Here is a 23,371-nt window from a genome sequence, read left to right as displayed (position 1 = left end):
TCCTGTGCGGGTCGGGCATGAGAGCTCTTCTACTTGAAACCCGCCGTCTTGACGGACTCGACGATCTTCCGCTGGAAGGCGAAGAAGAGCACCAGCATGGGGGCGGCGGCGACGAGTGCCGCGGCCAGGATGTAGTTCCAGTTGGAGGTGTACTGCGACTGGAAGGAGGTGATGGCGAGCTGCACGACGGTCAGATCCGGGTCGTTGGTGGCGACCAGCGGCCACAGGAAGGAGTTCCAGTTGGCGAGGAAGAAGAAGATGGTCAGCGCGGAGAGGACGGGCCGGGACAGCGGCAGCACCACCGACCAGTACACCCGCCAGTACCCGCAGCCGTCGATGATCGCGGCCTCTTCGAGTTCGCGCGGCAGTTGGAGGTAGAACTGCCGCAGCAGGAAGATGCCGAAAGCGTTGAAGACGGCGGGGACGATCAGTCCGGCGTAGCTGTCGAGCATGCCCATCTCGCGGACGACGACGAACAGCGGGATGAGTACGACGGGCGCCGTGACCAGCAGGGTCGCGAAGATCGCCGCGAAGACGAACTCCCGTCCCGGAAAGCGCAGCCGGGCCAGCGCGTAGGCCGCCATGGAGTGCAGCAGCAGTGCCACGACCGTCACGACGGCGGAGACGAGGAAGCTGTTGAACAGGTAGCGCGCGAAGGGGATCTCGGTGAAGACGTAGGTGAAGTTGGAGAAGGTGATGTCCTGGGGGATCAGCTTCCCGTCGTTGACCTGGTCGCGCGGCTTGAGCGAGGCCGAGACCAGCCAGGCGACGGGGAAGAGCGCCAGCGCCGCCAGGGCGGCGCCGAGCACCGTCAGTCCGGTACGGGCCCCTCTCCCCTGCCGGCCGGCTGGGGCGCTCACGCCCCTGGTGTCAGTCGCCATCGTGAAACCTCCCTCCCCTGGTGAGCGCGAAGATCAGTCCGGAGCAGACGACCATCACGAGCACCAGCGCCGTGCCCATCGCGGCGGAGTAGCCGTACTCGCCGAAGTTGAAGGCCTGTTGGTAGATGTAGTAGATCGCCAGCGAGGTGCTGTCGGCGGGTCCGCCCTGGGTGAGGACGAAGATCAACTCGAAGCCTCCGGTGATGGCCGCGACCGTCGACATCAACAGGACGAAGAAGCTGGTGGGGCGGAGCAGCGGCCAGGTGATGCGGCGGAACCGCTGCCAGGGTCCGGCGCCGTCGATCCGTGCGGCCTCGTACAGCTCGCGGGGGATCTCCTGGAGCCCCGCAAGGAAAATGATCATGTAGTAGCCCATCATCACCCACACGAAGACGGCGATGACGGAGTACAGCGCGAGCGAGGGGTCGCCCAGCCAGGACCTGCCCTCCAGGCCCACACCCCGGGCGGTCTTGTTCACCACCCCGGTCTGGTCGTCGAGCATGAACTTCCACAGCAGGCCGACGACCACCAGGCTGAGTGCGTAGGGGAGGAAGAAGACGGTACGGAAGACACCGACGCCGGGCAGGCGCTGCTGGACGAGCAGGCCCAGACCGAGGCTGACCACGAACAGGGTGGGCACGAGGACGACGACGTACAGCCCTGTCGTCTGCATCGAGTCCCAGAAGAGCGGGTCGTTCACCATGCGCCGGTAGTTGCCGAGTCCGATGAACTCGTAGCTGCCGAATCCGCTGACCTGGAAGAAGCTGAGAACCACGGACAGCACCATGGGCAGGCCGACGAAGAGCAGCAGCCCGATACCGTCCGGTGCCAGGAACAGCGCGGCAGCGATCCATTCACGGTGTCTGCGGGAAAGCTGCCGACGGCCCCGGGGGCGGGGCGTGGGGTCGGTGGCCGCGGTGTCGCGCGGAGTGGCGAGGTCGGTCATACCAGGCTCGCCCCCTCGTAGCTCTCGACGTAGGCGGCCACCGACTGCTGGGCCCGGGCCGCTTCCTCGGCCACGTCGCGCCCGGCGAGCATGGTGCCCTGGATGGCGTCCGACATGGCCTTGTAGACGACGGGCGGATAGCGGGGCTCGGCGCGCCCGCCGGGGAAGACCTCGTCGCGGAAGTAGCGCATCGCCCAGTCGTCGTAGCCGCCCTCGGTGCCGGCCCGGTGCAGTGCGGAGGTGCGGGGCGCGATGTCGGACTTGGCCCGGGTGCACCAGTCGACCATCCGGGCCACGCAGTCCTCCTCCATGGAGCCCAGCGCCCACCCGCAGAACTCGGCGGCGGCCTCCGGGTTGCGGCCCTGCGCGTTGGCGCAGAACGACCAGCCGCCGAGCGCCGTGGTGTAGCGGCCGCCGGGCGGGACGGGCAGCGCGAAGACGCCGTACTCGAACTTCGGCGCATACGCCTTGAAGCTGGAGACCTGCCAGATCCCGGACTGCCACATGGCGGCGTTGTCGGCCTTGAACGCGGAGATCAGGTCGTCGGCGGAAGGCGGGGTGCGCGGGGTGATGCCGGAGTCGACAGCGTCCTGCCACAGCTTCAGCGCCTGGCGCACCGGCGGGGTGTCGACGGCGACCCGCCCCTTCTTGTCCAGCACGTCACCGCCGCCCTGCCACATCCACGGGTACCAGAGGAAGTTCTGGAGGTAGCCGGGCACGGTCTCGCAGACGAGACCCGCGCGGGTGCGGGTGGTGAGCTTGTCGCCGACGTCGAGCAGCGCGTCCCACGTGGTGGGGACGTCCCCCTCGGAGAGGCCGGCCTTCTCCCAGGCCCCCTTGTTGTAGTAGATCGCCAGCGGTTCGACCTCCATGGGCAGGGCGTAGACCTTGCCGTCGACGGTGCGGCTGGCGAGGGTGGAGGCGTTGTAGTCCTCGACCGCCGCGGGTTCGGTGTACGGGGTGAGATCGGCGAGGACGCCGCCGTTGTAGTAGCGCAGGAAGTCGCCGGGACTGACGAGGAAGATGTCCGGCCCGGAGCCGGCCGCGAAGGCGGTGGGCAGCTTGGTGCCCGTCTGGTACGTCTTCGGCGGCAGGTAGAGCAGATCGACCTTGACGTCGTGGGTGGCGTTCCATGCCGCCACCAGGTCGGTGAACCACTTGCTCTGTGCGTTGAGAGCCGGGTCGTCGGACCGTTGCGGCGCGTAGAAGTTCCAGAACGTCAGCCTGTCGCTGTCGGCCTGCGCGGAACCGCACCCGCTGAGCAGCGCGGGTGCGCCCAGGGCCGCCGCCCCTCCCGCGGCGGCGCCGCGCAGGAAGCGGCGCCGGGAGGTGGCCGTGCCGGAGAGCGGACCGGGTGGCTCGGCGGTTCTGCGGCGCCCCGGGCCGGTGCCGTGCGGAAGCATGTGGCGTCCTCCTGTACTGCGACGGCCGATACGTGCGGTTCAGTCCACTTCGAGGTCGAGCAGTCCGGGTGCCGGCGGCCTGCCGCCGCAGGCGGGGGCGTCGAGGTAGAAGAGCGCCGTCGAAGCGATGTCGTCGCTGGTGGGCCGGTAACGGTGTGCCAGCCCGTTGCCGTTGCCGGGCCCGATGCCGAGCGACTGGACCGTCACCCGCAGATCCTCCGCGAAGCGCACCGGATCGGGCACGTGCCAGCGGTACATCCCGAACCGCTGCTGGCTGGCGTAGCGGCCGTCGGGGCGCAGGATCTGGTTCAGGCCGAGGTAGGGCGTGGTGTACGTCGTGTAGCCGCGGTCCTCGATGTCGAAGTTCCAGGCGCCGCCGACGTAGTCCTCGGTGCCGGTGCCGCAGACCGTGGGGAAGTCGGTGTCACCGTCCAGGTAGAACTTGACCTCGCCCTCGCCCCACCACCCCGGACTGTTGGTGGACCAGGCAAGATACGTGCCCACGTACTGCCCCCTCCCCCGTACGTCCTTCAGGAGCGTGTGCACCTCGCCGTACGGCACGGGGTGGCTGCGCCGCCAGTGGGCGTGCAGGTAGCAGGCGTCCTGGTCCACGGCGCCGAGCTCGTAGTCGATCTGGTAGTAGAGGGTGACCGTCTCCGCCGACAGGTTTTCCAGGGTGAGACGTGCCCGCTCGCGGAAGGGCATCGCCCAGTAGGAGTTGAAGCCCCCGTTGGGGTTGGCGGCCACGGGCACGGACGAGACCTGGCTGAAGACGTTCCAGCCGTTGCAGAAGAAGTCCCCCAGCGGCACCTCGACAGCGGGCTCGTCTGCACCGTCCCAGTAGGCCCGCAGGAGGGTGCCGCGCCAGGCGCGGTGCGGCGCGGTGGTGCACCACAGGTGGCGCACGGTCCCGGGGCCCGCGATGTCGGCCAACTCGGCGGTCTCGCCTGGTGGGATGTCGATGCTGGGCGAGATCTTCCAGCCCTGACCGAGCGGTCCGGCCGCGCGGGCGCCGGTGCCCTCCAGGGCACGGCCGCCCGCGCCCTTGGCGCCGGTGACGTTCTCCGGACTGACGGACCGGGTCACCCCGTCGGTGCGTCGGGCGAGCTGGTCGAGCATGGAAGGGCACTCCCTAGAAATCGATTTCTTCACATCGAGTCGAGGATTACTGCTGTCGGTACAGGAATGACGAGGGGAGGAACACATCTGGGAGGACCGTGGGGACGCAATTCCGACCCCCCTGGTTGAAAACCATTTCAGGCAAAGTAGAGTTCACCCCGTAGGGTGTCAAGAGGTGGCGCAGCACGGTCCGTCCGCAGCACGTGGCGAGGTCTCAGGCGCCGGGAAAGCGAGGAGTCCGGTGGCAACCATCAGCGATGTGGCACGCGCTGCCGGGGTGTCCCCCGCGACGGTCTCCCGCGTCTTCAACGGCGGCCGCGTCACAGCGGAGCGCGCCCAGCGGGTGCGCGAGGCCGCCCAGAACCTCGGTTTCTCGCCCAACCGGGTCGCCCGCTCCCTGCGGGTCCAGCGTGCCAGCGTCATCGGACTGCTCATCCCCGACATCTCCAATCCCTTTTTCACCGCGCTGGCCCGCGGCGTCGAGGACGCGGCGCAGCGCACCAACCTGTCCGTGGTGCTCTGCAACACCGACGAGGACGTCGACAAGGAGCGCCGCTACCTCGACGTCGCGCTCGCCGAGCAGATGGCCGGCATCGTGGTGGCCGCCGCCTCCCGCAGGCACACCGACCTCTCGGCGCTGGCCGAACGCGGGATGCCCGTCGTCGCCGTCGACCGCCGCCCCCGGGCCGCGAGGGTGGACGCCGTGATGGTCGACAACCAGCACGGCGCCGAGGAGGCCACCGCCCACCTGGTCGAGCAGGGGTACCGCAGGATCGCTTGTGTGACCGGCCCCGTGGGCGCCTCCACCTCGGAGGACCGGCTGGCGGGCTTCCGCGCCGCGCTCCGCGACGCCGGCGTGTCCGACGAGACGATCCGCGCCTACACACGTCACGCCGACTTCCGTGTGGAGGGCGGCTGCACGGCGATGAGGGAGTTGCTCGCCCTGGACACCCCGCCCGACGCCGTGTTCATCGCGAACAACCTGATGACGGTGGGCGCGCTGCGGGCCCTGCACGAGGCGGGCATCGAACCGCCCGGTTTCGGCGTTCTCTCCTTCGGCGACGTGCCCTGGGCCTCGCTGGTGCGCCCGTCGTTGAGCACCGTGCACCTGCCCGCCTACGACCTCGGTGAGGCCGCCGCCTCTCTTCTCCAGGAGCGCATCGCGGGCTCGGTCAAGCCCCTCCAGACGGTGGTGCTGCGGACCTCACTGGAACCCCGCAGCAGCACCGCCGGCCCGTCCTGACCGGGCTCAGGCGCCCCAGGGACACATGCGCCCCCTCCACGCCCCTGCGCACCGCGAGCACGCCGACCGCACAGCGTCGTCAGGAACCGGTGGCGCGGGTGGTGGCGCGGTAGTGGTCCATGACGTCCTGCCGCAGCAGATAGCCGAAACCGGCGGCTTCCAGGCGCCCGGCCAGGCCCGGCTCGTCGGTTCCCAAAGCCGCGGCCGTCGCCTTCATCTGCCAGTGGTGAGCGGCGAGTTCGTCCAGCAGGTGGCCGCGGCGGATCTGGGCCTCCGAGAGCCGGAAGGTCTTGAGGTAGGCGAGGCGCCCCTCAGTGTCGGTGATGGTCTCGCCGATGTGGTTCTCCTCCTTGGGCCGGAAGAGGGGAAGGAACCGGCTCAGTGTGAAGCGCCCCATGCGGTACACCGTCTGCACGGTGCGCTCCGCCGCCAGCAGGCCTGATGCCATGGTGGTGTCGTGGAAAGCCGCCCACTCCTCCTCCTGGGCGTCCGCGGCGGCACGCAGACCGGCCAGGTCATCGATGCCGTCGGCCACGATGCACGCATGGAAGTCGGGCAGCTCGCGCTGGTAGGTGGCGTAGTGGTGGATCAACTCGCCGTACAGGTCGCGCACCAGCGTGGGATGGAGGGTGCGGTAGTCGTCGGGGTGGGGCACGACGAAGGCCGCCGCCAGCGCGTCGGCCACGTACACCAGCACCCCGCACTGGCCCGGGTGGATCTCGAAGACCCGTAGCGCGTCGGAGAGCCCCCGCACCTCCGCCCCCGTATACGCCTCCTCGACCCGCGGGGACAGACCCTGGCGCAGCGCCCGCTGCGACCACTCCTGCCAGGCAAGCGTCGGACCGCCGAAGTGGAGCGCAAGGTAGCCCTCCAGTGCCAGGTGCAGCGGCAGGAAACGCAGCCGGTTGCGCGCTTCCCTGCGGGCCATCCGGCGGTGGGCGCGCAGTTGCATGCGGGTGGGCGGCAGCGCTTCGCCGCCGTCGCTCAACTGGGTCCCGTAGGCGGCGGCGGGGGTGCCGTCGCGGGTCCAGTGGGCGACGAACCCGTGCGGCACGTAGGCGGTGTAGACCTCGCGCCTGCCCAGATCGACGACGCCGGCCGTGTCCTCGTAGGCGCGAGGGTGCAGCCGCAGGTCCGTCACGGGCTCGTCCCGCACCAGGGGGACAAGGCGCACTCCGCCCCACACCTGTGCGGGCCGGGTGCGCAGCCCGCGCATGTCGGGACCGGTCGTCTCCCGTACGCCGCCGGACGCGGTCATCGGCCCTTCCCCGTCTCGTCCCTCGTCAGTGCGGCCACCTTTCCGGTGAGATAGGTGCGCAGTTCGGACAGCCCCGTGCCGCTCTCCGCGAAGCGGGCCAGCTCCACCAGTGCGGGCAGATCCTCCGCGTCGCGGATGCCGGCCGTGGGCACGGTGGGTGCCAGCTTGCGCACGTCGAAGTCCCGTGCGTCGTAGACGGGGTTGAGGTGCACTGCCGAGGCCGCGCAGCCGGGGTCCAGGCGGGTGCGCCAGACGCGCAGAACCTCGGCCGCGAGCCCAGGCGGCGCGTTGTCCCAGCCGTCGGAGACGATCAGCAGCCGCTCCGGTGCCGTCTCCAATGCGTCCAGGATGCGCCGTCCCAGCGGCGTGGGGCCGCAGGGGCGGACGAGCAGCGCGTCGGTGCGGCCGGAGGTCCACACCGGCACGTACCGGGTGGCGAGCGCGGCCAGCAGATGGTGGCAGGCCAGGGTGACGGCGAGCGGGCGGCGGCGCTTGGTTGCCGATCCGAAGCTGGAGAAGCTGTCGTCCAGCACGGCCGTCACCCGCCCCCAGGTGCCACGCATCTCACCGGCCACCCGGTCGGCGGCCGCCCGCAGCGCGCCGGTCAGCTCGGAGCGCCTGCGGATGCGTTCGTCCGGGGAGAGGGAGAGCACGTACGAGGCCAGGCGGGTCAGCCGCATTCCGGACAGGTCGGCGACGGCCGCCTCCACGCCGTGGTGCTGGACGGTCCGCTGGAGGCGCAGGCTCTCCAGCCGTGTCATGCGGGGTGCGATGCGTTCCAGGAACGTGGCCCGGGGTATGCCGTGGCGGGCCGCGAAGCCCTCGGCGACGGTGTACGGCAGCTCGTAGAGCGCGCTCTTGTCGTAGTGTGCCCGCCGCCACGCCTCCAGCAGCGGGGCGGCGTAGTGGGGCCGGGCGCGCCAGGCGAAGAGGAAGTCGCCGAGTTCCGCGGTCGGCGGGCGCAGATGGGCGTGGCGCAGGGCGCAGGCCAGACCGCCGCGGTACTTGACGGCGTCGAGAGTGAGGTCAGGGCGGTGGGCGAGCCAGTCGCGCACCAGGGCCCGGGTGCGCCGGTTGTTGACCTTGGCGCGGCTCAGACTGCGGAAGATGCCGTACACGCGCTGCGGGGGCAGGGTCGCCAGGCGGCGGGCGATCAGCCGGCCCTCCATGCGACGCTGGTCGAAGGACGCCTCGTTCGCGGTCCGCAGCAGGTCGGTGATGATGCGGACGGTGTTGTGGTCGTTGATGTCCAGCGCCAGGACGGCCGCGTACAGGTCACGGTAGTTCCCGCGGACGTAGGCGTGCAGGAAGTCGAGGGAGAACTGCTGGGCGGCGGCTGTGGAGTGGAACTCGCGCTGGCCGGTGGCGGTGACGGCGGCGTTGACGAACTGGAGCAGGTCCTCCGCCGCGACCAGGTCGCTCCTCCCGCCCGCCGCCGCGCGCGCGTCCATGGTCCTTCCCCGTTCCCCGCTTCCCGTGGTGTGTGAACCGGCCGGGGAATGGCAGCGCGAGCTGCGAATCATTGCTGTACAGGCACGTTCCGGAAGTCGCGCCGGAGTCCCGCGGCCGGCCCCGTCATCGTACCGGGACCGTGCCGGTGGGCCTTCCGTATTTCCGGCCGTCTCGGTAGCTGAAGCACTGTGACGACCGCGTTGGCGCTCTTCCTCCACCGCGCCCTCGGAGTGGTGCGGCGCGCCGGACCGCGGTGTCCAGGCTGGAGCCGTGACGAACGAGGTGGATCTGCGGCATCTGCGCCGCTGCGTGGAACTGGCGGCCGCGTCGCTGGAGGCCGGTGACGAGCCCTTCGGTTCCGTACTGGTCGGCGAGGACGGGACCGCGCTGGCAGAGGACCACAACCGTGTCGGTTCGGGCGACCGCACCCGGCATCCCGAATTCGCGCTCGCGAGGTGGGCCGCCGAGCACTTGACCCCGGCCGAGCGGGCCGCCGCCACCGTCTACACCTCCGGCGAGCACTGCCCGATGTGTGCCGCCGCGCACGGCTGGGTCGGCCTCGGCCGGATCGTCTACGTGGCCTCCGCCGACCAGTTGGCAGGGTGGCTGACGGAATGGGGTGTGGCCGCCGCTCCGGTGGCCGCGTTGCCCGTCATCTCGGTCGTGCCCGGCGCGGTGGTGGAGGGTCCGGTGCCCGAGCTCGTCGACGAGGTGCGGGCGCTGCACCACCGCCTGCACGTGCGGCCCGACGGCACGCCGCCGGCGCCCCGTTGAGCGTGCCCGGCGGCGCCCGCGCGGGGGCGGCCCACACTCCCCCGCGCCTCCCCTGAGTGCTGTTGGGGGATCGGCGAGGCGGTGGGAGGTGCGGTGCCGTGACGGTGGGACCCGGGCGGTGACGCTTCGGCGGATGCCGAAGCATCGCGGGGGACAATGGAAGGCATGGACATGCGGCGCGTGCACACCACCGCCCCCGATCTGGCCTCCGTCGCGAAGCTGCTGGCCGACGGCACACGGGCGACCGTGCTGCTCGCCCTGCTCGACGGCCGGGCCTGGACAGCGACCGAACTGGCGCGTCATGCGGGCGTGGCGCCCTCGACCGCGACCGAGCACCTGCACGCGCTCGTGCGGGGAAACCTTCTGACGCAGGAGCGGCAGGGCCGTCACCGCTACGTACGGCTGGCCGGTCCGCACATCGCCGAACTGGTGGAGGGCCTCGCCGCGATGGCTCCCGCACGGGACTCGGCTCCGCCGCGCTCCCTTTCGGCTGCCGGGCGCCGGTCGGCGCTCGCCCACGCCCGTACCTGTTACGACCACCTCGCCGGGGCCGTCGCGGTCGCCGTCACCGACGCGATGATCGAGCGGCGCCTTCTGGATCTCGGACACGGGCTGGGACTGACCGGGAGCGGAGTGGCCTGGCTCTCGGACGTCGGAGTCACCGTTCCGCAGGGCAGCCGCCGGCCGGCGGTGCGGTCGTGCCTCGACTGGACCGAACGCCGCCCCCACCTTGCGGGTGCCGTCGGTGCCGCCCTGTGCCGCCACGCTTTCGACGTGGGGTGGATCACTCGTTTCGGCACCACACGCGCCGTCGCCGTCACGGCTCTCGGCCGGCAGGCGCTCGGTGACCACCTCGGCCTGCCCCGTGACCTCCTGACGGCGAGGTGAACGGGGGCGTTCCCGCTGTCGCCGGTCAGGGTGCCGGGCACGCGGTGTGGGGGCGGGGGCCGGACGCAGCATGCGGGGCGGTAGGTCGGCGGCGTGCGGATCGTGGGGCGGGGGCAGCGGGAGGGGGTCGAGCGGGTGCGCGGCCAGATGGCGCCGCCACGCGTCGGCGTCCTTGCCGTGGCCGGTACCGGTCAGGGCGGTCGACCGGGTGTGTGCCTGCTCGGCGAGCAGGGCGCGGTTGTCGTCGAGGTAGCGGACGAGGACGTCGAGGCCCCGGTCGCTGCCGCAAGCGGCCAGGGCCCGGCCGAGGGCGAGTTCGAGAGGGGCCCGGCGTGGCAGGTGTCCCGGAAGAGGAACATCTTGTGCCCCATGAGCAATTCCCGCCCCCAGGGCGGTGGCCGTGCGTCGGCCGTCGTCGGTGCCACCGCGCGCGAGCCGTTCATCGACCGGCTGACGGGCCGCTCACGGCCCGCTCACGGCAACGTGGGTGGTGACCGTGCGAGGAGTCCGTGGCGCCCTCTGTGGCAACGATTCCAGAGTGGGAACGTTGCCACCGGGCCGGAACCGGGTCAGGACACGTGACCGCGCCCGCACCGGACGGAAGCGCGCCGCGGTTGGGCCGGTGCGACAGGTTGTGTGGTGAGTTGCCACAGAAGCCGAGGTCACGGAGTGGTCTCGGGTTTGGAGGGGAGCGTGCACATCGGTTGTAGTGGCTCTCATGACGTACGAACCGGGAGCCTCACGTGCCAAGAGGTTCCGCCGAACCGGGCCCCTCAGCCTCCTCGCCGCCGCCTTGGTGTTCTGCACCGCCACGGGCGCACGCAACCAGGAGGTTGATCCGCCCGTTGCGGACAGCGCCTGCCGACCCTCCCGGTCGGCACCCGCGACGCCGGCCTCGTCGCCTCAACCCACAGGCCGGGCGGACACCCCCGCCCCCGACTTCGACGGCGACGGCCACCCGGAGCTGCTGCTCGACGTACCGGCCGGAAACGGCGACGTCTACCAGACCGGCCGGATCGCCCTGCTGGAAGGCTCGGCGCACGGCCCTGCTCCCGGGCACCGCACGGTGTTCACCCCCAAGGACTTCGACCTGCCCAAGCACGTCGGCATGATCGGCACCCGGCCCGCTCCGACCGTCGCCGACCTGGACGGCGACGGCCACCTCGACCTCGTCGCGGGCGGCTACGCCCATGTGCAGTGGGGCGGCCCGCACGGGCCGCGGCGCGACCACCGCCCCACCCCCATCGCGCTGCCGCACCGCGGCAAGAACCCCGTGGCCGTCGGGAAGACCAACGAGACCTACGGGGAGCCGCCGGTGGCCGGGGACTTCGACGGCGACGGCCACGCCGACCTGGCCACATACCGCACCGGTCTGAACAAGCGGCGACTGGTGGTGCTGCACGGCCCGTTCACCCGCACGGGCAAGCCCGCGCGAACCAGCGAGCGCGCCGACCCCGACCCGCGGGGAACCGACGCGGTGCCAGACCTCCAGATGTTCGCGGCGCAGGTCACCGGCGGCCACGCCACCGATCTCCTGGTATACCGCCCCGGAGAGCCCGACAGGCCCCTGCTGCTGGCCGGCGGTGCCAAGACCGAGACCGGTCTCGCGAAGAAGCCGGAACGGCTGCCACCGGGCGAGAGCATCGCCGTCGGCGACTTCGACGGTGACAACCGGCCCGACGTCGCCCTCGGTGACAGCGGCATCCCGACGGACGAGGAGAAGGAGCCGGCCGATCGCAAGGGCAGGGTGACCATTCGCTACGGCAAGGCCCCGCTGGCGCCCGTCGTCATCGAAGGCGGCACCCGCAAGGGAGGCTTCGGCATCGGCCTGGTCGCTGGAGACCTCAACGGGGACGGCTGCGACGACCTCGCCGTCGCACGCGCCCCCGACCGCTGGGGGAACAGCGGCAGCGTCGATGTCCTGCGCGGTGGTTCCTCCCCGGGCCTCGGCTCCCGGCCGTGGCATCACCTGCGACGCTCCCACCACGCACCGGGTACGACCGCCGATGACCCGGACTCCTGGGCGGGCCATCCCGTGGGCGCGGCCGATCTCGACGGTGACGGCCACGACGAGCTCCTCATGGCCACGGCGGGTCAGCCGCATTTCGCCTGCAACTGGTGGATCGTGGACGGCACGGGGAGGGACGCCGCCTCCTTCGACACCGGGGATCTGGCGCGTTAGAGCCGGTGCCCCGTTCGTCCGGTGAGCGGTGCCGTCCGTCGCGAAGCCTCTGGAACGCCGGAAGTGGTCAGCGGGGCATCGCACGCCCGCTCAGAAGGGACCCCGCGGACGGCCGTCGTCCACCGCGGCGCAGACCTCGCGGAGTGCGGCAGTGGCGTGCTCGGCCGCCTCCGCGGGCAGGTGGCGGAACAACTCCTGCTGCGCGCCGCTGGTGGCGCGGACCACGCGCTCGGCGAGGTCGACGCCCTCCGCGCTCAGCCGGACCCAGGCGACACGGCCGTCCGCGACGTCGCTTTCGCGCTCCACCAGTCGGCGCGCGGCCAACTGCTTGAGGGTCTTCGCGGCGCCGCCGGACGACAGCAGCAGCTCCCCCACGAGGTGGCTCGGCTTCATACGGAAGGGAGCGCCGGCCCTGCGGAGGGCGGCCAGGACGTCGTACTGGGCGACCGTCAGCTCGAAGGCGGCCAGTTCACGCCGGGTGGCCTCGCCCAGCGCCGTCGACAACTGCGTGAGGCGTTTGGCCAGTTCGGTGGTGTTCCCGACGACCTCGGGCAACTCCCGTCGCCATGCCCGGACGACGTCGTCGACCCGGTCCGTCCGCTCTTCCATTTCGGGTCCTCCTCGTCGGCACCGCATGGTAGCTTCCAGGAAAGCTATCTCGGAAGAGGGACAACGGGAGGACGGTCGTCGGTATGCCCGCTTACGTCGTATCGGAAGTCGAGGTCCTCGACGAACAGCGCGCGGACACCTACCGCGAGCTGGCGGCGTCCTCGATCGCGCAGTACGGCGGCCGCTACCTCGCACGGGGGCGCCGCCCGGAAGCGGTCGAGGGCACCTGGCCCGCCGCACGGCGGATGATCGTCGTCGAATTCCCCTCCATGGCCCGGGCCCGGCAGTGGTACGCCTCGCCGGAGTACGCCCGCGCCCTTCAGGTCCGCGAGGAGGCGCTGGACCGCAGGCTGCTGTTCGTCGAGGGCGGCGACTGACCGCCTGTCCGCCCTGCGAGCGGGAGTTCACCCCGCCCCGCCGCAGCGCACGTCCGCACGGCGGCACGGGCGCGAGGCGGCTTCCGGGGGCTTCGGCGCAGCGGAAACTGCCGTCACCGCACGCGTGGCGGCTCCGTAAGGTAGCGATCATGTCGGCGGTGCCAAGCGCATGGGCCGGCGCGCCAGGTCGAGGCGTATCGCTGCCAGAAGTCCGGCCGCTTGGAACTGTTCGCCGCCCACCAGTCGTGAGGCCAGTCGTGAGGCGGCTGCTGGGCCGCTGACATCCGCGGCTCGGCCGCGGTGCCGCTCCTCGCCCGGTCCCGGTCCCGGCCCTCACGCGTGGCCGGTGTCGCTGTACGATGCGGCACCGTGGCTACAAGTACCCCTGGCGCGGCACCGTACAGCGGCCCGCCGTACCCGCCGCCGCACATCCCGGCGCAGGACGTGCGGCCGCGGCGTGTCTGGTACGTGGTCGCCGCCCTCCTGGCGCTGCTGCTGGCCGGTGGCGGGGCCGCCGTCCTCGTCGTGACGGTCGGCAAGATGGTGGACGCCGTCGATGCCGACCACAGCTTCCCCGGCGGCGGCTCCCGGAGGGTCAGCCTCACCGAGGGGGAGACCAAGGCGGTCTACGTCTCCCAGTCCGGGAAGGGCCGGGTCGACTGCCGCATCCCCGGGATGCGGTCCGGGTCCATGAAGCAGCCCGGCAGCACCTTCAAGGTCACTGCGGGCTCACGCACTTGGGAGCGTGTCTTCGAGGTGGAGCCGGGCAGCACCGGTGACTACACCCTCACCTGCACCTCTCAGCGGCAGGCCCGGTTCGCGCTGGGGGACGAGCCGCACGCGGGTGCCGCGGTGGGAGGCATCTTCGCGGCCGTCGCCCTCTTCTTCGCCGCGTTCGCCTCCGCAGTGGTCATCACTGTCGTCACCGCACTTCGCCGACGCGGTCACCGCCGTCGGCTCGCCGCCACGGCGGCTCCGCCGCAGTGGGGACGGCCTCCCTACGGCCCCACCGGCAAGTGAGCAGCCGGTGGTGACCCTGCCGGCCCGCGCCCTGCGTGCGCTCGACCGGTACCATGCCGCCCGCCCCTGGGACCACAACGCCCACTACCACCGGTGGCTGATGCGGCAGCTCCCCCGACGCTTCGATCGCGCGCTCGACATCGGGTGCGGCACCGGCGACCTGGCCCGGCTCCTCGCCACCCGCGCCCAGGCCGTGCACGGGGTCGACAGCGATCCCGTCGTCGTCGCCCGGGCCCGCGAGGTGACCTCTCCCCCGGTTCCGGTGACCTTCCATGTCGGCGACGCCCTCGACGACCTGCCGTCCGGCCGCTACGACGTCATCACGTGCGTCGCCGTCCTCCACCACCTGCCGTTCGACGCCGCCCTGCAGCGCTTCCGCCGGCATCTGGCGCCGGGCGGAACCCTCGTCGTCGTCGGCCTCGCCCGCGGCACCTCCCTCGGCGATCACCTGCTGCACGGACTCGCGGCTCTCGCGAACATCGCCGTGGCCTGGTGGAAGAACAGGGGCCGCACGGCCCGGCGGCCCGCGTCCATGACGGCCCGGACCCGGCCGCCGACCATGCCGTTCCCCGAGATCGTGCGAACGGCCCGCCGTCGGCTTCCCGGCGCACGCCTGCGCCGTCGGCTCTTCTGGCGCTACACGCTGGTGTGGCGCCGCCACTGAACCGCCGACGTCGAAGCGGAGCCTGCGGGGCGCCTGCAGCGTCGCTGGAAGGCCGCGTCGTGGCCGTCGTCGGAGAGGCGGCAGACGCTCCGGCAGTGGGTCACTCCCTGGCCCCCTGGCCGTGTGCGGGACCCGGCAGGTCCGGGATGCGGGCCGCGTCGAGGTCGACCAGGATCGCGTCCACGGTCTGGTGGGGTGTCTGGGTGGAGTTGTCCAGCCACAGTCCACGGCGGGGGGTCTCACGGCGGAGGACATGGTCGAGCACGGTGACCGACCAGGGGCCGCCGTAGCCGGTCTTGGGCCGTCCGGCGTCGCGCGCTGCGACGGCTTCCGTTGCGGGGCTCAGCACGACGACGTACAGGGGGCGGGTCGTCACCGTGTCGAGATACGCGTCGAGTGTCTGACCGAGGACGATGTCCTGGACGACGACGGTCCATCCCGCTTGCGCGTACAGGTCCGCGACCGTCGCTGACGCCCGATGGCGCAGCCGCAACTGCGCGGCGGCTTCGCTGCTCGGCCGGGGCGTCATCTCCTCGCGTCCGGAAACGGTCATCCGCCGGAAGGTGTCGCCACGCAGGTGCACGGAGCGCGGAAGCCGCTCCGCGAGGAGCTGGGCGACGGTGGACTTGCCCGACGCCATGACACCCGTGACGAGCACGACCGCGGAATCGAGCTGCGGCTCCCCCATCGCTTCTCCGCCCTCCTGTCGCGGACCGTCTCCCGTCGGCCGTCTCCCCGTGCCGGGAGGTGCCGGCCGGCGCTCATCCGCCGCGTACGGCCGCGTTGCCGGGCGGGTGGTCCTCCTCATTGCACACCCGGGTGGTGCGGCATCGGCGGGGTCGCTGCCCGAGCTGACCGGGCGGAATGGCGGGAGCGGAGCATAGCAACCAGCTCCTGCTCACCGCGGCCCACCCGGACTCGCACCAGCAGCGTCTCGGCGGATACCTGCTCTTCTACTCGCTCGGCTCCGCACTCGGCGCGACCACCACGACCACCGTGTTCGCCGAAGCCGGATGGGCCGGCTCCGGCACTCTTGGCGCGGCCTTCGGCGCCTGGGCGCTCGCCGCCTCGGCGTTCGGTCCCGGTCCGGCCACCGGCCGCCATCCGTCCCCGAACGGCTGTCACAGCACGCCCCTTGCGTGGTCTCGCCTGCCGAGGTGCCGGACCGTGCTGGCTACGGCGGGGAGGAGTGTGTCGGGGAAAATTGCCTACCGTGGTGGCCGGTGTGGGCCCAGACTCGTGCCATGACTGACATGAGGTCGTTCCGGGACGCGGTCAGCGCGTGGGCGGCCGGGGGGTCCGGCGCCCCCGCGCGAGAGTTGGCCGCGCACCTGTCCGTCCGGTCGGTCGTGCTGCTCGAAGGGCCGAGCGACCTCGCCGCCGTCGACGCGCTCGCCGCACGCCGGGGGCGGGCTCTGACAGCCGAAGGGGTCTGTGTTCTGCCGATGGGCGGTGCGATGAGCGTCGGCCGCTTCGCCCACCTTCTCGGGCCACCCGGCCTGGGCCTGCGTCTCACGGGGCTGTGCGACGAGGCGGAGCGCCACTGCTACGCCCGTGGCCTGGCGCGGGCCGACGCGGCGCAGGACGGCTTCTTCGTCTGCGCGGCCGACCTGGAGGACGAGCTCGTCCGCGCGTTGGGCCCGGCACGTGTGCAGGAGCTCATCCGGGCGGAGGGGGACGAGCGTTTTTTGCGTACCTTCCTGCGGCAGCCGGCACAGCGGAACCGCACCGCGCAGCAGCAGTTGCGGCGCTTCTTCGGAACGAAAAAGGGCCGCAAGATCCATTACGGCCGCGTCCTCGTCGAGGCCCTCGCTCCGGACGAGGTACCGGCGCCCCTCGAAGCCCTGCTCGCCGGCCTGTAAGGGGCCGATTCGTACCTGCTTCACATGTCGGCGGTCCGCCCGGGGGTCAACGGGCAGGCCAACGGCCGTCTCGCCGCCCGCATCACGTTTCCCGTGAGGGGGGCACCTGTTGGGTGACGCAGGGGGCGAAGCGCCAGTAGCCGCGGTTGCCCTCGGCCTCGGCCAGGAGCCCTCGTTCGGCGGCAACCGCGGCGGCGGCCGGATAGGAGAGGCCGGGGTAGCGGGACGGGTCGACGGTGCGGTAGCCGCACGTGTCGGGGGCTCCGTCACGCAGTTCGGTGCGCAGCCGCTCCCGCTCCGCGACGGCGAGCGCCTCCCCGACGGGATACGGACTGTCCTCGAACGCGTACGCGGGCGCCGCGGCGGGATCCGGACGCATACCCGCCGCGAGCCGGAGCGAGAAGGCGGCCCAGACGACCGCGCCCACAGCTGTGCTCAGCAGCGACGCGAGGACGACGCAGCCGGCCGTGGGGTCGGCGTGCCCCGGTGTGGTGGGCGCGAGTTCGCCGCGCGGATCCTCCAGCACCGTCACGCTGTCCCCTACGTGCAGGCGGAGTCCGTCGCTCACCTCTCCGCCCCTGACGGGTGTGCCGTTTGCATGCGTCAGTACGTAGTGGGAGACCAGGTGGCCGCGTGGCGAGGTCACGCGGTCGTCGGCCACCGTCGCGCGGACCTCGCGGCCCCGTTCCCGCAGCATCAGGTCGTGCCGTACGTCCACCGCGCACAGGAAGTAGCCGGCCAGCAGCGGCGGGACGAGCGCGACCGCCACGAACAGGCCGCCCCTCTCGCCCAGCCGCGACATCAGCGCGCCGAGGCCGGTCGCGTAGCCGGCCCAGCACACGGGCACCAGCCAGGTGTTCAGCACCTCGGGCGCCGCGGTGACCCCGGCGAAGCCGGCCACCAGCCACAAGCAGGACGCCGCCGTCCACCCCAGCCGCCGCACTTCTGCCTGCCCCTCGCATGTCTTCGGGGCGTCAACCTATCCGACGGATGCCGTCGAGGGGCAGGGCGCTGTGCTTCCTCCGGTCCGCACGCCAGGCCGGGCGTCAGGGGCGCGGGTCGGTGCGGTGCCATCGTGGGCGGGCGTCGCTGCCGCGGCGGCCTGCCGCGGACGCACAGCGGGGGCACACCCGCTGAACCCGGTCGGCGGCTCCCCCGGAGGCCGGAAGGATGTCGGGCCATCCGACGTGGGGGAACCGCGCGAGCTGCGAGCGGCTGAGCGAGAGACCGCACACCGTCTCGTTGCGGCCGGGTTCCCAGGCGTGCACCTCACCGGCGGGCAGCCGGCTGCCGTCCTCCTCGTCCACCCACCGTCCCGACGCCGCGACCGCGTACCGCTTCGCCCCTGCCATCGCTTCGAGCCTCCTGACCTGGTGAGGTGGCGCTGCCGGGTCCCGGGGTACCCGCCCACCGAGTACCGTCACCCGGTCACGACTTGCCGCTCGTCGGGGACGCAGTGGGTCATGGTGAGGCCGGTGACGTCCCGCGGTGGGTTGTTGCCGAGGTGCGCGAGCCGCTCGCGGTCCTCCTCCGTCAGGCTCTGTCCGGCCAGCGGTTCGAGGTGGGTGACGTCCTGCGGGCCGATGCCCAGGCCCTCGCCGACCCGCAGGCCGAGTTCGTTCTCGACCAGCAGGAAGTGCCACACCATGCGCTCCTGGACCGCCCGCTCGGCCTGGGAGATGAGGGTGATGAAGTTGTGCACCAGGTCGTCGCGCTCCCAGTCCTCCAGCAGGCGGTACCGCTGGCCCGCCTGCAGATAGTCGTTGGTGCGCGGAATACGCTTGCGGGTGACCCTGCCCCGGATCTCGGGTCCCTCGTCGTCGGAGGTCGGGTACTGGCTCTCGTGCAGCCCCCCGATGAGGGAGGGCTCGTAGTTGACCTCCGGGTCCCCCGCATGCTGGTCCTGCTCGTAGGCCATCATCCCGTCACGCTGATTGGTGTGCACGGTCGCGTTCTTGGCGCGGTTGACGGGGAGCTGGAGGTAGTTGGGGCCGACGCGGTAGCGCTGGGTGTCGCTGTAGGAGAAGGTCCGCCCGACGAGCATCTTGTCGTCGGAGAAGTCCAGCCCGTCGACCAGGACCCCGGTGCCGAAGGAGATCTGCTCGTTCTCGGCGAAGTAGTTGTCGACCGTGCGGTTCAGGACCATGCGGCCCACCGGCTTGGGCGGGAAGTCCTGTTCGGGCCAGGTCTTGGTGTCGTCCAGCGGGTCGAAGTCCAGTTCGGGGTGCTCGTGGTCGTCCATCATCTGGACGCGCAGCTCCCATTCGGGGAAGTCACCGCGCCCGATCGCCTCGTACAGATCCCTCGTCGCGTGCCCCAGATCCGTGGCCTGGATCGCGGCGGCGTCCTCCTCGGTCATGCTGCGCACGCCCGCGCGGGGCATCCAGTGGTACTTGACCAGGACGGTTTTGCCCTCGGCGTTCACCCATTTGTAGGTGTTGACGCCGAAGCCCTGCATGTGCCGGTAGTCGGCGGGGATCCCGCGGGGGCTGAAGAGATTGACGAGCATGTGCATTGACTCCGGCGTCTGCGACATGAAGTCGAAGATCCGGCCGGGCTTCTGCTCGTGCGAGACCGGGTCGGGCTTGAGCGCGTGGATGACGTCGGGGAACTTGATGGCGTCCCGGATGAAGAAGACACCCAGGTTGTTGCCGACGAGGTCCCAGTTCCCGTCCTCGGTGTAGAACTTCACCGCGAAGCCGCGCGGATCCCGTGCCACCTCGGAGGAGTCCCGGCCGCCGATCACGGTGGAGAACCGTACGGCCACGTCGGTGCGCTTTCCTCGGTCGAGGAACAGCTTGGCCCGGGTGTAGCGGCCGACGGGCTCGTTGCCCCACCCTCCGTAGCTTTCGAAGTAGCCGTAGGCGGTCACGCCCCGGGCGTGGACGACCCGCTCCGGGATGCGCTCCCGGTCGAAGTGGCTGATCTTCTCCAGGAACTGGTAGTTCTCCAGCGTGGCGGGCCCGCGTGCGCCGACGGTCCGCTGGTTCTGGTTGTCGTAGACCGGGTGGCCCTGGCGGTTGGTGAGCACCGGGCGGTCGTCTCCGGGCGCGGGTCCCTGACTGGCTACGTCTGTCACTGCTCTCGGATTCCTTAAGCCTCGGCGGAGGGGTTCGGATGGTCACAGGTACCCGTTCGGGCGGCAGTGGCGCGGATGCTCACCGCATTGGTGCAACCGCCGGAGCCGCGGTGCCGCGTTGCCGCACCGGAAGCACTCGTCAGGGTGACGGCGAAGGCCTAATGTCCTGCCTCGTGACCGAACCTTCCACGCGGCTCTCCCCGCTTGCCCCGCCTTCCCCTCTCCCTTCGCCCGTGTCCTCCCACCTCTCCGCGACGGCGGACGCCTACGACGCCGTCGCCGAGCTCTACGCCGATCTCGCCCGCGACGCGCTCGACACGCTTCCGCTGGACCGCGCCGTGCTCGCCGCGTTCGCGGAACTCGTCCGGGGCACGGGCCCGGGCCCCGTCGCCGAGCTGGGATGCGGCCCGGGGTGTGTGACCGCGCACCTGCGCGGCCTCGGCCTCGACGTCTTCGGTGTCGACCTGTCCCCTGCGCTGCTCGCGCTGGCCCGCGACGCGTATCCGGACCTGCGGTTCGAGCTCGGCTCCATGGACGACCTGGACATGCCCGACGGTCACCTGAGCGGCATCGTGTCCTGGTACTCGGTCATCCACGCGCCACCACACGACATGCCGTCCTATCTCGCGGAGTTCCGCCGGGTGCTCGGGCCGGGCGGTCACCTCCTGCTGGGCTTCTTCGAGTCGGAGGGGGAACCGGCCACACCGTTCGACCACAAGGTGACGACCGCCTACCGGTGGCCGGTCGACGGCCTTGCCGGGCAGGCCGTCGAAGCCGGGTTCGTGGAGGTCGGGCGGATGCTGCGGGAGCCGTGCGAGGGGGAACGCTTCCGCCGGGGCCACCTGCTGATGCGCGCACGCTGACGTCAGCCGGGTGTGAGCCGGGAGTACGCAGGTGAACAGGCCGCCTTCGCGAGGACGCCACGGCGAGTGCCTGCAGTGACGCGTGTCCTCATCTGCGGCCCAGCGGCATGCTGCCGGGGGCGGGGCACAGCGTGAAGCCCCGGCCGCGTTCCTGCCGGACGGCACCCGGGTCCCGCGCCCCGGGCCGGACCCCGTCCTGCTGCCGCGAACGCCGGTCACCGTCAGGGCCCGGGGTGCGTCAGGCCCGCGCCTCCCGTGGCAGCCGCAGCACCCGCTCGGCGATGATGTTGCGCTGGATCTCGTTGGAGCCGGCGTAGAGGGTGTCGGCTCGCGAGAAGAGGAACAGCCGCTGCCAGTCGTCCAGATCGTAGGGTTCACCGACACACATCCCGTCGGCACCGAGGACGTCCATGGCGAGCTCGCCGAGCTGCCGGTGCCACGTGGCCCAGAAGATCTTGCCGATCGAGGCCTCCGGCCCGGGCGCTCCCGCCGCCACCCCGTCGAGCATCCGCAGGGCGTTGAACCGTATGGTCTCCAGCCCGATCCAGGCCTGGGCGATCCTGTCGCGGATCAGCGGGTCCTCGACGGCTCCGTTGCGGCGGGCCAGCGCGATCAGCGCCTCCAACTCGCGGCGGAAGCCCACCTGCTGGCCCAGCGTGGAGACGCCGCGCTCGAAGCCGAGGGTGGCCATGGCCACCCGCCAGCCGTCGCCGGGGGCTCCCACCAGGTGGCCCGAGGCGGTGCGCGCCCCGTCGAAGAAGACCTCGTTGAACTCGGACGTGCCGGTCAACTGGGTGATCGGGCGGATCTCCACCCCCGGCTGGTGCAGCGGGACGAGCAGGTACGACAGCCCTCGGTGACGTGTCGAGCCGGGATCGGTACGGGCGACGACGAAGCACCAGTGCGACGCGTGGGCGAGCGAGGTCCAGATCTTCTGCCCGGTGACGGCCCACTCTCCCCCGCCGTCACCTCCGCCCGGGCCGGAGGCGGGCCCCTCGACCCACTCGGCCCGGGTCCGGATGCCCGCCAGGTCGGACCCGGCCCCCGGCTCGCTGTAGCCCTGGCACCACAGCTCCTCCACCGCGACGATCCGGGGGAGGAAGCGGGTGCGCTGCTCGGGTGTGCCGAAAGCGATCAGGGTGGGACCGAGCAGTTGTTCGCCGATGTGCCCGACCCGGGCGGGCGCGTCGGCGAGGGCGTACTCCTCGTGGAAGGCGATCTGCTGCTCCAGGGTGGCCCCCCGGCCGCCGTACTCCGTCGGCCAGCCGACACAGGTCCAGCCCTCGGCCGCCATGTGCCGTTCCCAGGCGAGACGTTCGGCGAAGGCCTCGTGCTCCCGCCCGGGCCCGCCGCGGCCGCGGAGCGCGGCGAACTCCCCGGTGAGATGCGCCCGCAGCCAGCGGCGCGCCTCTGCTCGGAACTCCTCGACGCTCCTCATACCGGTACGCTAATCTACCAAACACTTGTTAGGGAACTGCCCGCCGGGAACCGCGCCGGAGTCGCACGCCGCTCGCGCAGTCCACACCGCCCGCATGCCCGTACGCCCCGGAGAGGAGCAGAACGAGTGAGGCCGACGGAGGAACAGGAAGCGCTGCGGTCCGCCGTACGCTCGCTGCTGGCCCGGCACGAAGGGGCGAGGGCCTGGCGCCCGCTGACCGGACAGATCGGCGCGGCCGGCCTCCTGGTGCCGGAGCAGTACGGAGGGGCCGGGTACGGGATGCGGGAGGTCTGCACGGTGCTGGAGGAGCTCGGCCGCGTACTGAGCCCCCTGCCCTACCTCGGCTCCGCGGTGGTGGCGGTGCAGGCACTGCTGGCGAGCGGCGATCAGGCCGCGTGCGCACGGCTGCTGCCCGGCATCGTCGGGGGCGCCACCGTGGCCGCGCTGGCCTGGGCCGAAGAGGGCTCCTGGGACCCCGCAGCGCTCCGCGGGAGGGCGACGCACCAGGGCGGCGGAAGCTGGCGGATCACCGCCGTGAAGGAGCACGTCCTGCACGGAGCGGACGCCGACGCCGTCCTCGTGGCCGCCCGCACGGACGCGGGGCTCTCCCTCTTCGAAGTGCCCGCCCAGGACGACCGGCTGCACCGCAGGGGCACCGCCGCCATGGACCGGAGCCGGTCACTGGCGCGGCTCGCCTTCGACCGGGTGGAGGGCCGGCTCCTCGGGACGGACGGGGCCGGGACCGCCACGCTCTCCCGGGTACTGGACCTCGCCTGCACGGCTCTGGCCGCCGAGCAGGTCGGTGCGGCCGCGTACTGTCTGGAACGGACCGTCGCCTACGTCCGCGAGCGTGTCCAGTTCGGCCGCGCCATCGGCTCCTTCCAGGCCGTCAAGCACCGGCTGGCGGACGCCTACGTGCTGGTCGAGTCGGCGCGGTCGGCGGCGCTGGGTGCCGCCCATGCGGCAACAGCGGACGGACCGGACCTTTCCCGGTACGCGGCAGCCGCCAAGTCCGCCTGCTCGGAGGCCTTCTGCGCGGTCGCAGGGGAGATGGTCCAGTTGCACGGCGGGATCGGCATCACCTGGGAGCACGACGCCCACCGCTACTTCAAGCGCGCTCACGGATCGTCCCAGCTCTTCGGCCCGGCGGCCTGGCACCGGCAACGGCTCTTCTCCACCCTGCCCGACACCCCGCAGGCCCAGCCGGTCGCGGACTGACCGCGCTGGCAAAGGAGACTTCCCAGTGCCTCAGCCCGCGCACAAGAGTCGCTCCAGCTCGGCCGCGATCGCCTGACGCAGCGGCTGGGGGCTCG

At 71.8% G+C, this 23,371-nt stretch carries 22 protein-coding genes; 10 read left to right on the top strand and 12 right to left on the bottom strand.

Annotation, left to right across the window (positions count from 1 at the left end; genetic code table 11):
- Nucleotides 1-29: 29 nt before the first annotated feature.
- From H297_RS0120300 to H297_RS0120285, 4 genes are read right to left on the bottom strand one after another with little or no spacing between them, the layout of a single operon-like run.
- Entirely contained in the window at nucleotides 30-881 is an 852-nt protein-coding gene (locus H297_RS0120300; protein WP_027738558.1) for a carbohydrate ABC transporter permease, read from the bottom strand.
- Nucleotides 871-1,827: a carbohydrate ABC transporter permease gene (locus H297_RS0120295; RefSeq protein WP_027738557.1), complete on the bottom strand. Its 957-nt coding sequence runs from the start codon at nucleotides 1,825-1,827 to the stop codon at nucleotides 871-873. Before H297_RS0120295 ends, H297_RS0120300 begins: the two co-directional genes overlap by 11 nt.
- On the bottom strand, nucleotides 1,824-3,230 hold the full coding sequence (locus H297_RS0120290; protein ID WP_027738556.1) for an ABC transporter substrate-binding protein: 1,407 nt from the start codon (nucleotides 3,228-3,230) through the stop codon (nucleotides 1,824-1,826). The genes H297_RS0120295 and H297_RS0120290 overlap by 4 nt, the downstream gene beginning before the upstream one ends.
- Nucleotides 3,231-3,269: 39 nt before the next feature.
- On the bottom strand, nucleotides 3,270-4,349 hold the full coding sequence (locus H297_RS0120285) for a glycoside hydrolase family 172 protein (RefSeq protein WP_027738555.1): 1,080 nt from the start codon (nucleotides 4,347-4,349) through the stop codon (nucleotides 3,270-3,272).
- Nucleotides 4,350-4,590: 241 nt separating this feature from the next.
- Between H297_RS0120285 and H297_RS0120280 the strand changes: the two genes are divergently transcribed.
- Entirely contained in the window at nucleotides 4,591-5,592 is a 1,002-nt protein-coding gene (locus H297_RS0120280) for a LacI family DNA-binding transcriptional regulator (protein WP_027738554.1), read from the top strand.
- Between the two features lie 79 nt (nucleotides 5,593-5,671).
- On the opposite strand, the gene H297_RS0120275 is transcribed toward H297_RS0120280, so the two are convergent.
- Nucleotides 5,672-6,850, bottom strand: coding sequence for an ARPP-2 domain-containing protein (locus tag H297_RS0120275; RefSeq protein ID WP_027738553.1), 1,179 nt, complete (start codon nucleotides 6,848-6,850; stop codon nucleotides 5,672-5,674).
- The gene (locus tag H297_RS0120270) at nucleotides 6,847-8,301 is read right to left on the bottom strand and encodes a hypothetical protein (protein WP_027738552.1); all 1,455 of its coding nucleotides are present in this window, start codon (nucleotides 8,299-8,301) and stop codon (nucleotides 6,847-6,849) included. The genes H297_RS0120275 and H297_RS0120270 overlap by 4 nt, the downstream gene beginning before the upstream one ends.
- Before the next feature lie 271 nt (nucleotides 8,302-8,572).
- Here H297_RS0120270 and H297_RS0120265 point away from each other — a divergent pair, with 271 nt between their 5' ends.
- The 3 genes from H297_RS0120265 to H297_RS0120250 all read left to right on the top strand — a co-directional run bounded on the left by H297_RS0120265 (nucleotide 8,573) and on the right by H297_RS0120250 (nucleotide 12,146).
- Nucleotides 8,573-9,076, top strand: a complete 504-nt coding sequence (locus H297_RS0120265; protein WP_027738551.1) for a nucleoside deaminase — start codon at nucleotides 8,573-8,575, stop codon at nucleotides 9,074-9,076.
- A 156-nt stretch (nucleotides 9,077-9,232) separates the two neighbouring features.
- Nucleotides 9,233-9,964 carry an ArsR/SmtB family transcription factor gene (locus H297_RS0120260; protein WP_106959669.1) on the top strand — a complete coding sequence of 244 codons (732 nt, stop codon included), beginning with the start codon at nucleotides 9,233-9,235 and terminating at the stop codon, nucleotides 9,962-9,964.
- 718 nt (nucleotides 9,965-10,682) lie between these two features.
- Nucleotides 10,683-12,146, top strand: a complete 1,464-nt coding sequence (locus tag H297_RS0120250) for an FG-GAP repeat domain-containing protein (RefSeq protein ID WP_037794838.1) — start codon at nucleotides 10,683-10,685, stop codon at nucleotides 12,144-12,146.
- A gap of 90 nt (nucleotides 12,147-12,236) precedes the next feature.
- On the opposite strand, the gene H297_RS0120245 is transcribed toward H297_RS0120250, so the two are convergent.
- Nucleotides 12,237-12,755, bottom strand: coding sequence for a MarR family transcriptional regulator (locus H297_RS0120245; protein WP_027738547.1), 519 nt, complete (start codon nucleotides 12,753-12,755; stop codon nucleotides 12,237-12,239).
- 83 nt (nucleotides 12,756-12,838) lie between these two features.
- Between H297_RS0120245 and H297_RS0120240 the strand changes: the two genes are divergently transcribed.
- The 3 genes from H297_RS0120240 (at nucleotide 12,839) to H297_RS0120230 (ending at nucleotide 14,816) form a co-directional block, all read left to right on the top strand.
- Nucleotides 12,839-13,132, top strand: a complete 294-nt coding sequence (locus tag H297_RS0120240; protein WP_027738546.1) for a DUF1330 domain-containing protein — start codon at nucleotides 12,839-12,841, stop codon at nucleotides 13,130-13,132.
- 369 nt (nucleotides 13,133-13,501) lie between these two features.
- Nucleotides 13,502-14,152 carry a hypothetical protein gene (locus H297_RS37465; RefSeq protein ID WP_051352023.1) on the top strand — a complete coding sequence of 217 codons (651 nt, stop codon included), beginning with the start codon at nucleotides 13,502-13,504 and terminating at the stop codon, nucleotides 14,150-14,152.
- 7 nt (nucleotides 14,153-14,159) lie between these two features.
- Nucleotides 14,160-14,816 (top strand): class I SAM-dependent methyltransferase, encoded by a 657-nt coding sequence (locus H297_RS0120230; protein ID WP_027738545.1) that lies wholly within the window; start codon nucleotides 14,160-14,162, stop codon nucleotides 14,814-14,816.
- Between the two features lie 100 nt (nucleotides 14,817-14,916).
- On the opposite strand, the gene H297_RS37460 is transcribed toward H297_RS0120230, so the two are convergent.
- Nucleotides 14,917-15,504, bottom strand: coding sequence for an AAA family ATPase (locus H297_RS37460; RefSeq protein WP_051352022.1), 588 nt, complete (start codon nucleotides 15,502-15,504; stop codon nucleotides 14,917-14,919).
- 556 nt (nucleotides 15,505-16,060) lie between these two features.
- Here H297_RS37460 and H297_RS0120220 point away from each other — a divergent pair.
- Complete coding sequence (locus H297_RS0120220; RefSeq protein ID WP_027738544.1) at nucleotides 16,061-16,678, top strand: TOPRIM nucleotidyl transferase/hydrolase domain-containing protein; 618 nt, start codon at nucleotides 16,061-16,063, stop codon at nucleotides 16,676-16,678.
- 82 nt (nucleotides 16,679-16,760) lie between these two features.
- On the opposite strand, the gene H297_RS40390 is transcribed toward H297_RS0120220, so the two are convergent.
- The 3 genes from H297_RS40390 to H297_RS0120205 form a co-directional block, all read right to left on the bottom strand.
- Nucleotides 16,761-17,621 carry a hypothetical protein gene (locus H297_RS40390; RefSeq protein WP_051352021.1) on the bottom strand — a complete coding sequence of 287 codons (861 nt, stop codon included), beginning with the start codon at nucleotides 17,619-17,621 and terminating at the stop codon, nucleotides 16,761-16,763.
- A 103-nt stretch (nucleotides 17,622-17,724) separates the two neighbouring features.
- The gene (locus H297_RS0120210; protein ID WP_027738543.1) at nucleotides 17,725-18,030 is read right to left on the bottom strand and encodes a hypothetical protein; all 306 of its coding nucleotides are present in this window, start codon (nucleotides 18,028-18,030) and stop codon (nucleotides 17,725-17,727) included.
- Nucleotides 18,031-18,098: 68 nt separating this feature from the next.
- Nucleotides 18,099-19,757: a catalase gene (locus tag H297_RS0120205; protein ID WP_027738542.1), complete on the bottom strand. Its 1,659-nt coding sequence runs from the start codon at nucleotides 19,755-19,757 to the stop codon at nucleotides 18,099-18,101.
- A gap of 233 nt (nucleotides 19,758-19,990) precedes the next feature.
- On the opposite strand from H297_RS0120205, the gene H297_RS0120200 reads away from it, so the two are divergent.
- A complete protein-coding gene (locus tag H297_RS0120200; RefSeq protein ID WP_027738541.1) occupies nucleotides 19,991-20,620 on the top strand; it encodes a class I SAM-dependent methyltransferase in 630 nt (209 codons plus the stop codon).
- Between the two features lie 238 nt (nucleotides 20,621-20,858).
- Here the strand turns inward: H297_RS0120200 and H297_RS0120195 are convergent, their stop codons facing one another.
- Nucleotides 20,859-22,058, bottom strand: coding sequence for an acyl-CoA dehydrogenase family protein (locus tag H297_RS0120195; protein ID WP_027738540.1), 1,200 nt, complete (start codon nucleotides 22,056-22,058; stop codon nucleotides 20,859-20,861).
- Nucleotides 22,059-22,184: 126 nt separating this feature from the next.
- Here H297_RS0120195 and H297_RS0120190 point away from each other — a divergent pair, with 126 nt between their 5' ends.
- Nucleotides 22,185-23,276, top strand: a complete 1,092-nt coding sequence (locus H297_RS0120190; RefSeq protein ID WP_027738539.1) for an acyl-CoA dehydrogenase family protein — start codon at nucleotides 22,185-22,187, stop codon at nucleotides 23,274-23,276.
- Nucleotides 23,277-23,371 lie beyond the last annotated feature (95 nt).

The sequence above is a fragment of the Streptomyces sp. CNT360 genome (assembly GCF_000424785.1).
Note: the sequence above shows the minus strand (reverse complement) of the source record. Positions and strands in the feature narration are given on the sequence as shown.

Coding starts and splice junctions, on each gene's coding strand:
- H297_RS0120300 (WP_027738558.1), bottom strand. CDS start 881: ATGGCGACTGACACCAGGGGCGTGAGCGCCCCAGCCGGCCGGCAGGGG.
- H297_RS0120295 (WP_027738557.1), bottom strand. CDS start 1,827: ATGACCGACCTCGCCACTCCGCGCGACACCGCGGCCACCGACCCCACG.
- H297_RS0120290 (WP_027738556.1), bottom strand. CDS start 3,230: ATGCTTCCGCACGGCACCGGCCCGGGGCGCCGCAGAACCGCCGAGCCA.
- H297_RS0120285 (WP_027738555.1), bottom strand. CDS start 4,349: ATGCTCGACCAGCTCGCCCGACGCACCGACGGGGTGACCCGGTCCGTC.
- H297_RS0120275 (WP_027738553.1), bottom strand. CDS start 6,850: ATGACCGCGTCCGGCGGCGTACGGGAGACGACCGGTCCCGACATGCGC.
- H297_RS0120270 (WP_027738552.1), bottom strand. CDS start 8,301: ATGGACGCGCGCGCGGCGGCGGGCGGGAGGAGCGACCTGGTCGCGGCG.
- H297_RS0120260 (WP_106959669.1), top strand. CDS start 9,233: ATGGAAGGCATGGACATGCGGCGCGTGCACACCACCGCCCCCGATCTG.
- H297_RS0120250 (WP_037794838.1), top strand. CDS start 10,683: ATGACGTACGAACCGGGAGCCTCACGTGCCAAGAGGTTCCGCCGAACC.
- H297_RS0120245 (WP_027738547.1), bottom strand. CDS start 12,755: ATGGAAGAGCGGACGGACCGGGTCGACGACGTCGTCCGGGCATGGCGA.
- H297_RS0120240 (WP_027738546.1), top strand. CDS start 12,839: ATGCCCGCTTACGTCGTATCGGAAGTCGAGGTCCTCGACGAACAGCGC.
- H297_RS37460 (WP_051352022.1), bottom strand. CDS start 15,504: ATGGGGGAGCCGCAGCTCGATTCCGCGGTCGTGCTCGTCACGGGTGTC.
- H297_RS0120220 (WP_027738544.1), top strand. CDS start 16,061: ATGACTGACATGAGGTCGTTCCGGGACGCGGTCAGCGCGTGGGCGGCC.
- H297_RS0120210 (WP_027738543.1), bottom strand. CDS start 18,030: ATGGCAGGGGCGAAGCGGTACGCGGTCGCGGCGTCGGGACGGTGGGTG.
- H297_RS0120195 (WP_027738540.1), bottom strand. CDS start 22,058: ATGAGGAGCGTCGAGGAGTTCCGAGCAGAGGCGCGCCGCTGGCTGCGG.